General features: G+C 58.8%; 11 protein-coding genes. 6 read left to right on the forward strand and 5 right to left on the reverse strand.

Annotated elements, in window-relative coordinates; all coding sequences use genetic code 11:
- The coding region (locus tag GG681_RS14740) for a cadherin repeat domain-containing protein (RefSeq protein WP_194287190.1) at nucleotides 1–537 on the reverse strand (537 nt) is incomplete at its 3' end.
- 185 nt (nucleotides 538–722) lie between these two features.
- Between GG681_RS14740 and GG681_RS14745 the strand changes: the two genes are divergently transcribed.
- From GG681_RS14745 to GG681_RS14755, 3 genes are read left to right on the forward strand one after another with little or no spacing between them, the layout of a single operon-like run.
- Nucleotides 723–2,417, forward strand: coding sequence for an ABC transporter transmembrane domain-containing protein (locus GG681_RS14745; protein ID WP_194287191.1), 1,695 nt, complete (start codon nucleotides 723–725; stop codon nucleotides 2,415–2,417).
- On the forward strand, nucleotides 2,414–4,498 hold the full coding sequence (locus GG681_RS14750) for an ABC transporter transmembrane domain-containing protein (RefSeq protein WP_153548802.1): 2,085 nt from the start codon (nucleotides 2,414–2,416) through the stop codon (nucleotides 4,496–4,498). The genes GG681_RS14745 and GG681_RS14750 overlap by 4 nt, the downstream gene beginning before the upstream one ends.
- Before the next feature lie 2 nt (nucleotides 4,499–4,500).
- Nucleotides 4,501–5,820, forward strand: coding sequence for an HlyD family type I secretion periplasmic adaptor subunit (locus GG681_RS14755; RefSeq protein WP_153548803.1), 1,320 nt, complete (start codon nucleotides 4,501–4,503; stop codon nucleotides 5,818–5,820).
- On the opposite strand, the gene GG681_RS14760 is transcribed toward GG681_RS14755, so the two are convergent.
- From GG681_RS14760 to GG681_RS14775, 4 genes are read right to left on the reverse strand one after another with little or no spacing between them, the layout of a single operon-like run.
- Entirely contained in the window at nucleotides 5,807–6,364 is a 558-nt protein-coding gene (locus GG681_RS14760; protein ID WP_153548804.1) for a histidine phosphatase family protein, read from the reverse strand. The two genes, GG681_RS14755 and GG681_RS14760, sit on opposite strands and share 14 nt — an antisense overlap.
- Nucleotides 6,361–7,425, reverse strand: a complete 1,065-nt coding sequence (locus tag GG681_RS14765) for an MBL fold metallo-hydrolase (protein ID WP_153548805.1) — start codon at nucleotides 7,423–7,425, stop codon at nucleotides 6,361–6,363. Before GG681_RS14765 ends, GG681_RS14760 begins: the two co-directional genes overlap by 4 nt.
- Complete coding sequence (locus GG681_RS14770) at nucleotides 7,425–8,453, reverse strand: ABC transporter ATP-binding protein (RefSeq protein ID WP_153548806.1); 1,029 nt, start codon at nucleotides 8,451–8,453, stop codon at nucleotides 7,425–7,427. The genes GG681_RS14765 and GG681_RS14770 overlap by 1 nt, the downstream gene beginning before the upstream one ends.
- Nucleotides 8,441–10,132 carry an ABC transporter permease gene (locus GG681_RS14775; protein ID WP_153548807.1) on the reverse strand — a complete coding sequence of 564 codons (1,692 nt, stop codon included), beginning with the start codon at nucleotides 10,130–10,132 and terminating at the stop codon, nucleotides 8,441–8,443. The genes GG681_RS14770 and GG681_RS14775 overlap by 13 nt, the downstream gene beginning before the upstream one ends.
- Nucleotides 10,133–10,307: 175 nt before the next feature.
- Here GG681_RS14775 and GG681_RS14780 point away from each other — a divergent pair, with 175 nt between their 5' ends.
- From GG681_RS14780 to GG681_RS14790, 3 genes are all read left to right on the forward strand, one after another.
- A complete protein-coding gene (locus GG681_RS14780; protein ID WP_153548808.1) occupies nucleotides 10,308–11,066 on the forward strand; it encodes a DeoR/GlpR family DNA-binding transcription regulator in 759 nt (252 codons plus the stop codon).
- Between the two features lie 216 nt (nucleotides 11,067–11,282).
- A complete protein-coding gene (locus tag GG681_RS14785; RefSeq protein ID WP_153548809.1) occupies nucleotides 11,283–11,774 on the forward strand; it encodes a sigma-70 family RNA polymerase sigma factor in 492 nt (163 codons plus the stop codon).
- Nucleotides 11,775–11,796: 22 nt separating this feature from the next.
- On the forward strand, nucleotides 11,797–12,738 hold the full coding sequence (locus GG681_RS14790; protein WP_153548810.1) for a FecR family protein: 942 nt from the start codon (nucleotides 11,797–11,799) through the stop codon (nucleotides 12,736–12,738).
- The last annotated feature ends 74 nt before the right edge of the window (nucleotides 12,739–12,812 follow it).

Raw genomic sequence — 12,812 nt, forward strand, 5'->3', positions numbered from 1 at the left:
GACCTCAGCCGGGGCCTCATTCACATCCTCCACCGCGATGGTGAAGCTCTCGGAGGTTGAGAGCCCGCCCGCATCCGTCACGGTGACCTCCAGATCGATCTCGGCGGCCTCTTCATGGTTGAGGCTGACACCCTCTTTCAGGTGGATTTCATTACCCACCACCTCAAACCGATCATCCGACAGCGTGATCTCATGGCTGTCGCCCGCGTCTGGATCCACAATCGAGAGCGTTCCGATGGCGGCACCGCTGATGTTTTCCGCGACAGGTCCGCCCTCAAGGGTAATTCCAGAGCCTGCGCTTGTAGGCAATTCCTGCGTTGAGCTGAGATCGAATCGGCCGTGCGGAGCGCCCTCTGCGATTGTGCGTGACTTGGCATCCCCCTCATGATCGGAGCCCGTGTGCAAGGTGCTGCGGCTTGGATCATCCGTGATATTTTGCGTGTTGTGCGAAAGATGTGTTGAGAAGTCATCTTTTTCCGCATTCTCCGATCCTGGTGAAGTGGCGGCTGGATGCGAGGTGGATTTTGAAGTGTTCATAATTTGAAAAAACCAAATCTATTCAGGGGCCAATACCACCTTAAATAGAGCGTTTTCCTTGTTAAATAACTCCCCAAAATACCTAGAATACGCCAGAAAATTTACCGGCTATCTGGTGCGCGATTCATCTCTCGTTAGCAGATCATATTCTATCGCTGCTGATACAAACCTGCGGGGTGATGGGTATGGAAACGCGTGAATTTATTGGTCGCGTCACGACAATGCGAAGGGATATCCCTTTGGGGGCCGCGTCTTTTTCGCTCAATATTCTTTCATTGTTGATGCCAATTTCCATCCTGTTGATTTTTGATCGGGTGATTCCGTTTCAATCCGCTGAAACCCTTCGCATGCTGACGCTTGTCTTGCTGGTGAGCGCGACGATGGAATTGGTTTTGCGTTGGTCTCGCTCTGTTTTGTTGAATGTTTCTGCCGAGGAAGCGGCGGTTTCAAACTACAAGCATTTCATGGGCAAAGTGCTCCATGCCAATACGGTTCAGTTTTCAAGCGCGCCGGGAAGCGCCTATTTCGAACGTTTTGTTGCGGTATCACAGTTGCGTGATCATCATTCGGGGCAAAACCAGACCCTAGCGATTGATCTGCCGTTTACACTGCTTTTTGCGGTGATGATTGGCCTGATTGGCGGCTGGCTGGCCCTGGTGCCGCTTGGCGCGTTTTGTGCGGTTTTGATTTTCACCTTCTTTATGAAGCGGGCGCAGTGGTCGTTGTTTTCCGCCCGAAAAACCGTGGACACCCGCAGATACGCTTTTTTGGCAGAATTGCTGTCAAATATGGCCACCATCAAATCAAATCGGATGGAACGCCAGATGGCCCGTAGATTTGAAATGTTGGAAGAACAGACTGTGGGTATCAGCCAGCGACTGATCCAGTTTTCCGGCCTTTCGCAGAACTTTGGCGCGGTGTTTTCGCAGTTGACCGTGGCCTCTATGGGGCTTTTGGGGGCGTTTTTGGTGATCAAGGGCTCCATTGGCATTGCTGAACTTGCCGCCTGCATGCTGCTCAATGGGCGCATTATTCAACCTTTGACCAAATTGATGACGCTGTGGGTGCAATCCGAAAATGTCGCGGTGTCGCGTGCCAAACTGGATGAGATGGAAGCCCTTGAAAGCACCAAAACCCCAGAAACACCGCTAGACCCGATTGAGGGCCGCGTTGTATTGTCTGATGTCTCCATGGCGCGGCTCAACGGCTCTGGCATGGCGTTTGAGGGTGCGGAATTTGTGGCAGACCCCGGCGCCACCGTATTGATCGCGGCCAAAAATGCCTGGATGGTGCGCGCCTTTATCGAAGGTGTTGCAGGCCAGCGCGCCCCCACGTCGGGCAGCATCTCCATTGACGGCCGTGACGCAGCAGACCGGGTGACGCAACGCGGGCGTAACGCGTTGGTGGTGTTGGAAAATGAACCCGCAATCCTGAGCGGCAGCCTGCTGGAAAACCTCGCAGCCTTTGGTGATGCAGAGCAGGTGGAACGCGCCAAATATTTTGCCGCACTGCTTGGTCTTGAAAAGCGCATTCACCGCTTGCCGATGGGCTATAGTACCAAGCTCAACACTGGCACCACATTTGAAAAAGACCCGGTGAACCGGCAGCTCATTGCTTTGACCCGCGCGCTTGCGCTTGAGCCGCGTATCCTGGTGATGAATGAACCCACCGCCGTGCTGGATACAACCGAACGTGAGGCATTGTCGCGTTGCCTTGCTGCGCTGTCGCCGCGTCCGACCATCGTGATGGCAAGCCCGGATCCCCGGATGAAACGGCTTGCGGATCAGACTGTCACGCTCGAACTGTCCGAAGACGCGTGGCATCAGGATGCCGCTGCGGATGCGGCTATGGCTCTCAAATTGAAACAGGGGGCCGCATGAACACGCTGACCACCACAAACGCCAGCCTTCTGTTGCAACAGCTGCTCAAAGTGGGCGGTTGGCGCAACAGCGAGGAAACCATCCTCGAAGCTTTCCCGCATATGTCGGAACAGCTGCACCCCGAAGAGATCATCCAGACGCTGGCCAATCTCAAGGTGCCGCACACCCGCATCAGCTGCCGCGAAAGCGAAATTACCGATGCGGAATGCCCGGCGCTGGTGATTGGCCAGGATGGCGGCTGTTTTGTGCTGCTATCCGTGCAGGCAGACCGGTTGGAGATCTGCAGCGGCAGCGAAACCACCCATCGTCCGGCCCGTGATCTCACCTGCGATGTGGTGCGTATTGATCGCTTTAGCAACCAACAGGCAGATGCGGATTACGGAACTGTGCGCGCATCGTTTGCGGCGCTGCGCCCGATGATGCCCTGGCTGCTGGCATCGTCGCTTTTGACCAATGTGTTGGGGCTGCTTGCACCGCTGTTGATCATGGCAATCTATGATCGGGTGATCCCGTCAGGTTCAGTCAATATGCTGGTGTCGCTGGCGATTGGGGTGGTGATTATTGGTGCCACGGATTTCAGCTTTCGCTATGCGCGCACCAAGGCGCTTGCCTATGTGGGCTGGCGCGGCGAACGTGAACTGACGGTCTCGTTGTTTCGCAAACTGATGAGCCTGCCGCTGGCGCAATTGCAGAAATCTGACATCAACCAGCAGCTGTCGCGGTTTCGCCAGTTCGAAGCCCTGCGCGAAATGTTCACAGGGCAGGTGATGACCACGCTGCTGGATCTGCCGTTTGCGCTGATTTTCTTTGCGGTGCTGACCTATCTTGCGCCTGCGGTTGGGGTGTTTACCCTCTGTCTGGTGGCGCTGCTGGTGGTGCTGGGCTTTGTGACCATCCCCTATCAGCAACGGCTCGACAAAGAAGCCGCCGCGGCCAGCGCCGCAAGCCAGGCCGCCATGCATGACGCCATATTACATCAGCGTGCGATTGCGGATCTGGGTATTCAGCAGCATTGGATTGATCGCAGCCTGCCTCTGGCCGAAGCCGCCGAAAGTGCAAATCGAACCGCGCGCCAGTTTCAATCCCTGGTGCAATCCGTTGCCCAGACCATCACCGCGCTTGCCAGCGTGGGGGCGGTGGTGATCAGCGCCTATGGTGCCCTCTCGGGAGAGATGAGCTTTGGCGCGCTGATTGCCTCGATTGCGCTGGTATCCAAAGTGCTGGCCCCGCTGCAGGCGCTTTACTCCAGCTTTCCCCAGATCCTGTCGTTCCGCTCAAGCCGGGTGCAGGCCGACCGGGTGCTCAGCCTGCCCGAAGAGATGGAGCTGGGGCTCGAACAATCGCACCAGAAAACGCTCACCGGTGCGGTGACGTTTTCGGGGGTGACTTACCGTCCGGATCCGTTGAATGCGCCGTTGCTGGCCCAGGCAAGCTTCAAATGTGAGCCGGGTGAACTGGTGGTTGTCATGGGCAGCGACGCCGCCGCGCGCACAGCGGTGCTTGATCTGATCGACGGGCTGTTTCCGCCGCTTGCGGGCACCATCGAACATGATGAGATCGACATTCGCCAGATCGCCACCGATGAGCTGCGCAAATCGATCACCTATGCCACCTATGAAAAATCGCTGTTTTACGGCACCGTTGCGCAAAACTTCCGGCTTGCAGCACCTTCGCTCAGCGATGCGGCGATTGCACAGGCGCTGGATGATATGGGGCTCAGCGCGGATCACGATCTCTTGCCTGACGGGGCTGATACCCGCCTGAATGACCAGCTCCTTGCCCGCCTGCCAGAGGAAGCGATCAAAGCGCTGACCCTTGCACGGGCAATGGCGCGCCCTTCGTCACTCACATTGTTTTCCGAGCCCACAAACGGGCTTAGTGATGCACGACGCAGCTGTTTCAAAGACTGGCTGCAACACCAAAAAGGCCAGCGCACCGTGGTCATTGCCACTGCGGACCGCTCATTCCTGCACCTTGCGGACCGCTTTGTGTTCCTTAACGGCGAACGTGTGGCGGTGCATGACACCGGCGACGCCGGACGCAAAAAGGTTCAGGCCGTATTCAAAGCTCTGGGAGGCTAACTATGCGATCTCATTCTCCGAAATCAGGCCCGATCCAGCGTGCCAAACTGAAAGAACGCGCGCGACAGCCCCGGTTTGCGGCCTTTCTGGCGATCACGTTTTCGGCCATGGTTGCCAGCCTTGTTGCTCTTGCGGGGCAAACCGATGTGCCCCAGATCACCCGCGCGCCGGGCACCATTGTGCCAACCGGAGACTACCCCGCGATTGAGACGCTCAGCGGCGGTATTGTGAAGGCGGTGCATGTGGTTGATGGTCAGACCGTTGAAGCAGGGGATGTGCTGGTTGAGCTGCGCCACCCGGATCTCAGCGAAGAACAAGAGGTGCTGTTGGGCCAGCTGATGTCCAATGGGCGCGAACTGACCAACGTTGAAGCGGTGCTTGCGGTGCTCGACAGCGGCGCGCCGGTTTCACCCGCACAGGTGAACGCCTTGAAAGAAAAGAGCTTTGATAGCGCCGCTGCCTCGCTTGAACTTTACAGCGAAAGCCAGCGCATCCAGTCTTTGTCGATCGCCCAGCAGCAGGAAACCCTGTCGATCCTGCGCAATGCGCTCAGCTTTGCGCAAGAGCGTGTCAGCCGCAAAGATGCCAACCTTGAACGGATCACAAAGCTTTATAAACAGGGGCTAAAGCCGCTCAACGATGTGCTCGACGAGGAAGACAGTCTCGATAGCCTGCGTGCCGCTGCCTCTGATGCGCAGGTCCGTCTCGCAGAAGCGCAAAACGCCCTGCGTCAGGCCACATCTGCCCGCGCCGAAGAAACCCTTGCCCTGCGCGAAGAGATGCTGACCCAGCTGGTTGAGCTGGAAAAAGAGCGCGCGCAGCTGATGGTTTCATATGACAACGTGTCGAAAAAACTGGCAGGGCTGCGTCTTGTGGCACCAGCGCGTGGTGTGGTGCAATCCGTCGCCTACCCAAATCCGGGCGAAGTCATCGAGCCGGGAGAGACCCTTTATGAACTGCTGCCCACCCGCGAGGCGCTTGTGGTCGAAGCGCGCATTCCAAACTCTGATGTGGGTCATGTGAATACCGATCTCCCCGTTGCCATCAGCATCGACACCTTTGATGTGCGCCGCTTTGGCAAGGTCGAAGGCCAGCTGCAATCCATTTCACCCATGCCTTTGGTGGATGAACGCACCGGCGAAACCTATTTCCGTGCGTCCGTCGCGCTTGAAAATGCGGTGGTCGGCGAGGGGCATTTCCGCCGCCCGCTGCAGGCCGGTATGACCGTGGTGGCCGAAATGACCACCGGAGAGCAGACCCTATTGGCCTATATGCTCAAACCGGTGCAGCTGACGATGGAGCGCGCGTTCAACGAGCGTTAAACGGCTCTTCATGGTGGGTGGTGCCATCCCAGCGAAACAGCACCGGCTGCCCATTGGCCGGGCGTGTGGTGCTGGGGGTATCGCTTAGGGTTGCGCGCGCAGCCCGGATCACACCGGAATGGCAGATCATCACCGGCAGCACTGCGTTGGGCGTTTTGGCGCAGCACTCAGTGATAGCCTCTGCCACCCGCAAAATCATCTCCTCCCAGTCTTCGCCGCCCTCGGGGCGTCCGTGGCGGGGTGGGGCGGTGCTTAGGTGCGCGCCTTCATATATCCCCCAATGACGTTCACGCAGCCCGGCGTGCAGCGCAAAGGCCTGTCCCGGAAACCCCAATTGGCAGGTTGTTTGCGCGCGCCCCATTGGGCTGGAAAACAGCTGGATCTCAGCGGGCCAGTCAAAGCCGCGCAACCCCAGCGCCTGTTCTTCGCCCAATGGGCTCAGCGGCACCTCGGTGGCCCCCGCCATGATCTCGGCCTCATTGGCAGTGGTTTGCCCATGGCGGATCAGACAGAAACTGCGGTCGGGCAGCTGGTGATTGCTCATAACGTGATACTTTCTTTGAAAAACAAATCGGCGCGCAGCTCGGGCAACGCCGCATAGGCCGTGGGATCCGGGCAAAACGCCGGGGCAAAACGCGTGGCCTCGAGGTGGTGCAAAAGCGCCAGCTGATCTTGCAGCGGCGGGTGCACATTCCAACGGCAAAAATGCCCCCCCGGCCCATCGCGCACCGCTTTGGCGTCTTCGATGACATGGCCGGTAAATACCACATGGGCATCGCGCCCCAAACGGTCCGATTTATGCCATTCCAGCCAGGTGGCCCGCGCTTCTCCCGCTTCCAGATTGGGGGTGTCACAGATCAGAAACCGCGCATCCTGCGCATTGTGATACTGCAGCGCGTCGCGCAGTTCCTGACGCAGCTTGGGCGCGCCAGCTTCTGCCAATGCCTGCGCCACAGCAGCCTTGCAGGTTGCATCCAGATACAGCGCCTCACCGGGGAAACGCCGCATCAGCAACAGCGCCAGCTCTCCGGCGCGCCCCGACGGCGGCACCGGAAACAGGACCTGACCGGGGCAGCGCGCCACCAGATCAAAGATCGCGCTGAGGCAGGCGCCTTGCGACACGCGTGTCAGCCCATAGGAACAATCCAGAATGGCAGTTGCGGCCATTGGCGGCTGGTCAAATGGGAACCACTGCGATTCCTCGCTCCAGTCGCCTGAATAAAACAGGCCCTGACCGAGGCTAAAATGCATCCACACCCCACCCATCGCATGACCATTGCGCCCGGTCACAATTGGCACATCATCAATCACCTGACGCGCGTGCAGCAGGGTGACATCCGCGCCTTGGGGCAGGGATTTCGCCGTCTGTGCGGTGGCATAAATCGGCAGACCTGCGGCCACCACATGATCTGCACCGCCGATGTGATCGATGTGATCATGGCTGATAAATACCGCGTCGACCCCCTCAAGCCAGGCCGGATCAAACGGCGCGTCCAGCTCGGGACCAAACCCACAATCCAACAGCCAGCGTTTCTGGCCGGTCTCAACACGTATACAGGCCGGGCCCTTGCAGCCCATGCCGGATAAGATCTGAACCTTTGCCATCACTCAGCCTCGTGAAATGCCCAGGGGCGGCTGATTGTGATCCCCACCTGCGCCCCTTCCAGAAGGCGCACGCGGCTTTCGGCCAAAAGCGCGGTGCCGCAGCTGCTTTGCAGATCAATGCGATAGCGCCCGCCAAGGTAAGTCGCGCGGCGCACTTTGGCGCGCAGATCCCCGGTTTCACCCAGCGTGATGTTTTCAGGCCTGACGCAGATCTGATTGGGCGCATTACAGCTGCTTTCAACCGCAATTTCAGCCCCCAATGCCTGCACCTTATCTGACTGCAGGTGCTGCGCCGGCACCACGCTGCCCGCGCCGACAAACTCTGCGACAAAACGATTGCGGGGCCGCGCATACAGCATCTCAGGGGTGTCAAACTGCTGGATCTGCCCCTCAGACATCACCGCAATGCGATCGGCCATTGCCATCGCCTCGGATTGATCATGGGTGACATAGACCATCGTTGCCCCGGTGCGGCTGTGGAAGTCAGAAAACACCATCTGCATCGACGCGCGCAGCGCCACATCCAAATTTGCCAGCGGCTCATCCAGCAAAACCGCGCCGGGGTTGAGCACCAGACACCGCGCCAGCGCCACCCGCTGGCGTTGCCCGCCCGACAGCTCTGATGGCATGCGATCGCCCAGATGCAGCAGCCCGGTGGTTTCAAGCGCCAGATCCACCGCCTGCGCGCGTGCCTGTTTCGACAGGCCGCGAACCTCCAGCGGATAGCTTACATTGCGACGCACGCTCATATGCGGCCACAGCGCATAAGACTGAAACACAAAGCCGATATTGCGCGCTTCCGGCGGCACCATCTGACGCGCGTTTGCTACTTCATCACGGCCAATGCGGATGCTGCCGCTGCTGGGGGTTTCAAACCCTGCCAAAAGGCGCAGTAAGGTGGTTTTGCCACAGCCCGACGGGCCCAGCAGCGCGACAAATTCCCCATCTTCAATACGGGTAGATACGGCGCTCAGCGCGCGGCTTTCGCCAAAATCCTTGCTGAGGTTCTGCAGCTCTATGTCTGCCATGGCACAACTCCTTTGGGCAGGTGGCGCGCGCTGAGCTGGATAACCCCCATCAACACCATCACCACCAAAACGATGCTCATCGCCACGGCCGAGGCCATGACGGTTTCACCGCTGTCATCAAGATTAAAAATCACCACGCCCAGGGTCTCGGTCCCAGATGACCACAAGAGCGCCGATACCGTCAGCTCATTGAAGGCGGTCAGAAAAACAAGGATGGCACCGGTGGCGGCGGCGGGCGCAGACAGGGGCAAGATCACATCGCGCAGGCGCTGAAACAGCGAGGCCCCAACCGATTGCGCCGCCTCATTCATGGCAGGATCCAGCTGGCTGAGACTGGCCTGCACCGGGCGAAACATCACCGAAAAGAACCGCGCCAGATAGGCCAAAAAGATGATCCAGATGGTGCCATAAAGCGTCATTTCGGTGAACGGCAGCTTGATCAGCAGCAGGATCATCGCAATCGCCAGCACCACACCGGGCAGCGCATAGGGCAGATCCAACAGGCTATCAAATAGCCGCCCCAACCGGGTGGGATTGCGCTGCATCAACCAGGCCAGCGGCAGGCAGATCACCATCAGCATCACTGCCGCGCCCGTGGCCAAGGCGAATGAGTTGAAAAACGCCCGCGCCGTCACCGGCTGGCGAAACAGCGCCTCATGCCAGCCCGCAAATGAAATCGTGTCAAAGCTCAGGCTCACCCCATAGGCAGGCACCAGTGATGTCGCCAAAAGCCCCATCATCGGCAGCACCAGAATGGCCACCACAATCAGCCACAGGGTGATTTCAACCGGAAGACGCGCGCGTCCCAGCGGCAGCGCCAGCGGCCTTGCGCTTGATCCCACCAGATGCACCACCTGGCGCGACTGGAAAAACCGCTGCACCAAGATACCCGCAACCGCGACGCAGCCAATCAGGATCGCCAGCACCGAAACTTCGGCCAGCACCGAGGTGCCAAGCCCCGCAAGCTTTTGATAAATAAGCGTTGGCAGGGTGGAATAGCCCGCGGGAATCCCCAGCATCGCCGGAATGCCAAAATTGCCAAGCGCGGTGACAAAGGTGATCGCCACCCCGGCCACAAGGCTTGGCAGGGTCAGCGGCAGCACGATCTGCCACCAGATGCGCACGCCCTTGGCCCCGCTGATCCGCGCCGCCTCAACCACGTCCTGCGGGATGGCGCGCAGCCCCGCGCGCAGGGTCAGAAAAATGATCGATGTGTGCTGAATACCCAGCAGCAAAATGATGCCTTCTGGCGAATAGAGCGGCTGCGGCGCGCCCAAAGGCGGCGCAATCCCCAGCGTTTTCAGCAATACTGATGAGGGCCCCATGATCTGCGTCCACGACAGCGCGGTGATCTGCGGCGGGATCATCATTGGGATCATCAGACAAAACACCAAGGCCGCTTTGGCGCGCAGATCGCTCAGCGCCACCAGAAACGCAAAAGCGCCACCAATCAGCAGCGATACCAACGTGCCAAGCCCTGCGGTAATCAGCGAATGTTTCAACGCCCGCTGGGTGGATTTTTCGCCAAGCACCTCTAAAAACAGCTCCAGCCCGCCGTCATCGCTGACCCCTTCCACAAACAGGCGCAGCACCGGCGATAGCGTCAGCGCAATCGCCACAAATAGGATCAGCATGAGCAGCTGCTGCTCTGCGGTTTTGGGTGGGGAAAAGGCTGCCATATCGACTCCGTGACCGGCTTTCGTTCGAAAGCTTGCGCCACTGCGCTTATGTCGATGATTTGCAACAAGATTATGAATGTAAAAAATTTATTGCCGTATTGTCAGACGCGGTCATTGCCCCTAGCACAGTGGTGATTTTGTTCATTTAAGCCACTGACCTACCGGATTTGACCCTATGGACCTGACCCAAAGGCGCGATAAAATTGTCTCCCTGCTGCAAAAGCACGAAGAGCTTTCAGCGGCCAATCTTTCGCAGCGGCTCAAGGTCTCGGTGCAGACCATCCGCAGCGATCTGCGCGATCTGGATGAGGCGGCGCTGGTGCATCGGCGCAACGGGCGCGCACGGCTACGGCCCCAGGGGGAAAACATCGGCTATCAGCCGCGCAGCGGTCTGGCGCAGGGTGAAAAACAGAAAATCGCTGTACAGGTGGCGAAACTGATCCCGGATGGGGCGCGGATTGCGCTGGGCACCGGCACCACGATTGAGCAATGCGCAGGCCTGCTGGCCGAAAAATCCGATCTGTTTGTCGCCACCAATAGCATCCATGCGGTTCTGGCGCTGCAACAGGCAAAAGATGTACAAATCCAACTGTCTGGCGGCACCGTGCGCCTGCGTGATCTGGATATGATCGGGGGGCAGAACGGCGCGTTTTTTGCCCGCCACCCGGTGGAGTTTGCCATTCTCAGCTGCGGCGGCATTTCCCCTGACGGCGATGTGCTTGATTTCAACACCCATGAAACCCAGGCGCGTCTTGCGGTGGTTGAGGCCGCCCAGCAAAGCATTCTGGTGATCGACAGCAGCAAATTCAACCAAACGCTGACGGTCGCACAGGGCAGGATCTGGGACTATGACGTGGTGGTAACGGGGGCAAAACTCAGCGCGGATCTGCGCCGCCGCTGTGATGCGGCGGGCTGTCAGATCATCACCTGCTAAGACTACAAACGTGGTGTCGCGCCGATGACGTGCCGCCTCAGATCCACCAGTCACACGCTCTAATCAGATAACAGGCTGTTGATACAAGTTGCGCTGGGCAGGTCTCAGCGTATTTGCTATGCGCGCCATGTTCCTCTACTGGGGCACATCCGCGGGTGTTGAAATCTTGATCTGGTAAATGGTGATGGCGACGTGACGTTGCAAAACGATCACAAAATGCTGACGATGTTTATGGCTCACCAGCGGGGCCTGCGCCGCTATGCGGCACAGATCACCGGTGATTCCAGCCATGCCGAAGATCTGGTGCAGGAAGCCTGGTTGCGTTTCACCAAAAGCAACCAACAGGAGCACCCAAACGAGCCGATCAGCTATCTCTATCGTATCGTGCGCAATCTGGCCCTTGATGCGCGGCGTCATAGCAGCCGGGCACCCCTGCCGATGGATCCACATCACATTGACGAGGCGGGCCTCAGCAATAGGCTCACCAGCGAAACGGTGGTTGTGGCGCGTGATGACCTCAGGGTGTTGATGGAGGCGATCGAAGAACTCCCCGCCCGCACCCGCAAAGCGCTGGAGTTGCATCGTTTTGGCGGCTTGAAACTGCGCGAAATTGCGGATCGTATGGAGATCTCTACATCACGGGCGCATGAATTGGTTTCCGAAGGGCTGGCCCATTGCCGCGATCGGGTGAACGGGGAAGAGCAATGATGCACAAACGGGTCACGCGCCAATGACAACGACCGAGGCAAAACAGCTTTCTCTTTCACAGCAGGCCGCCCGCTGGCAGGTGCTGCTTTTGGATGATCCCGACGATGATGCATTGCGCACAGAGTTTGAAAACTGGTGCGCCGCCGATCCGCGCCATGTTGAAGCCTGGGCCGATATTGCCGATCTGCATGATCAGTTGGGCCAGCTGCCGCATCCCACGCGCTATATCGCCCGCCGCGATCACGTGGTTGCATTTGCGCCGCGCCGCAGTTGGCGTGGTTGGGCCATTGCGGCCTCGGTTGCGCTGTCGCTGGCCTTTGGTCCGAATCTGCGGCGTCAGTTTCTGGCCGATTACACCACCGCCCGCGCCGAGCTGCGCCAGATCACGCTTGAGGATGGCTCCATTGTGCATCTTGGTGCCGACAGCGCCATTGCGCTGGCCTTCACCCCTTCGACGCGCGCGGTCAAGCTGCTGGAAGGCGAAGCCTTCTTTGAGGTCAGCCACAAGCCGCAGCGCCCGTTTGAGGTTCACAGCGGCAATATCACCACCCGTGTGCTGGGCACCGCCTTTATGGTGCGCCATGCGGGCGACAGTACCGCCGTGCAGGTGCAATCGGGCCAGGTCGCGGTTGAAGATGACACCCGGATCGCGCTGGAAGCAGGCGACTGGCTGCGCATCTCTTCAGAGGCGGGCCTTGAGCAGGGCCACGGCGCACCGGAACAGGCCACCGCGTTCAGACAGCACCGGATGGTTGCGCAAAACCGGCCGCTTGGCGATGCACTGAACGAGCTGCAGCGCCATTTCCCCGGCAAGATCGTGGTAATGTCACCGGGGCTGAAACAAGAGCGTGTCACCGGTGTTTACAACACCACCACCCCGCTTGAGGCGGCGCGCGCATTGGTGCAGCCCTTTGGTGGTACTGTGCGTATGGCCTCTCCCTGGGTGATGATTATTTCACGCTAGATAGCTGATTTAATTATATAAAAATAAAAAACTAAGAAAAGACTCATTTTTACCGGAAAATCATCCGCGCCATA

The organism is Tritonibacter aquimaris, assembly GCF_009617595.1.
Taxonomy (GTDB): domain Bacteria; phylum Pseudomonadota; class Alphaproteobacteria; order Rhodobacterales; family Rhodobacteraceae; genus Epibacterium; species Epibacterium aquimaris.

Coding starts and splice junctions, on each gene's coding strand:
- GG681_RS14760 (WP_153548804.1), bottom strand. CDS start 6,364: ATGAGCAATCACCAGCTGCCCGACCGCAGTTTCTGTCTGATCCGCCAT.
- GG681_RS14780 (WP_153548808.1), top strand. CDS start 10,308: ATGGACCTGACCCAAAGGCGCGATAAAATTGTCTCCCTGCTGCAAAAG.
- GG681_RS14745 (WP_194287191.1), top strand. CDS start 723: ATGGAAACGCGTGAATTTATTGGTCGCGTCACGACAATGCGAAGGGAT.
- GG681_RS14785 (WP_153548809.1), top strand. CDS start 11,283: ATGCTGACGATGTTTATGGCTCACCAGCGGGGCCTGCGCCGCTATGCG.
- GG681_RS14755 (WP_153548803.1), top strand. CDS start 4,501: ATGCGATCTCATTCTCCGAAATCAGGCCCGATCCAGCGTGCCAAACTG.
- GG681_RS14770 (WP_153548806.1), bottom strand. CDS start 8,453: ATGGCAGACATAGAGCTGCAGAACCTCAGCAAGGATTTTGGCGAAAGC.
- GG681_RS14750 (WP_153548802.1), top strand. CDS start 2,414: ATGAACACGCTGACCACCACAAACGCCAGCCTTCTGTTGCAACAGCTG.
- GG681_RS14790 (WP_153548810.1), top strand. CDS start 11,797: ATGACAACGACCGAGGCAAAACAGCTTTCTCTTTCACAGCAGGCCGCC.
- GG681_RS14775 (WP_153548807.1), bottom strand. CDS start 10,132: ATGGCAGCCTTTTCCCCACCCAAAACCGCAGAGCAGCAGCTGCTCATG.
- GG681_RS14765 (WP_153548805.1), bottom strand. CDS start 7,425: ATGGCAAAGGTTCAGATCTTATCCGGCATGGGCTGCAAGGGCCCGGCC.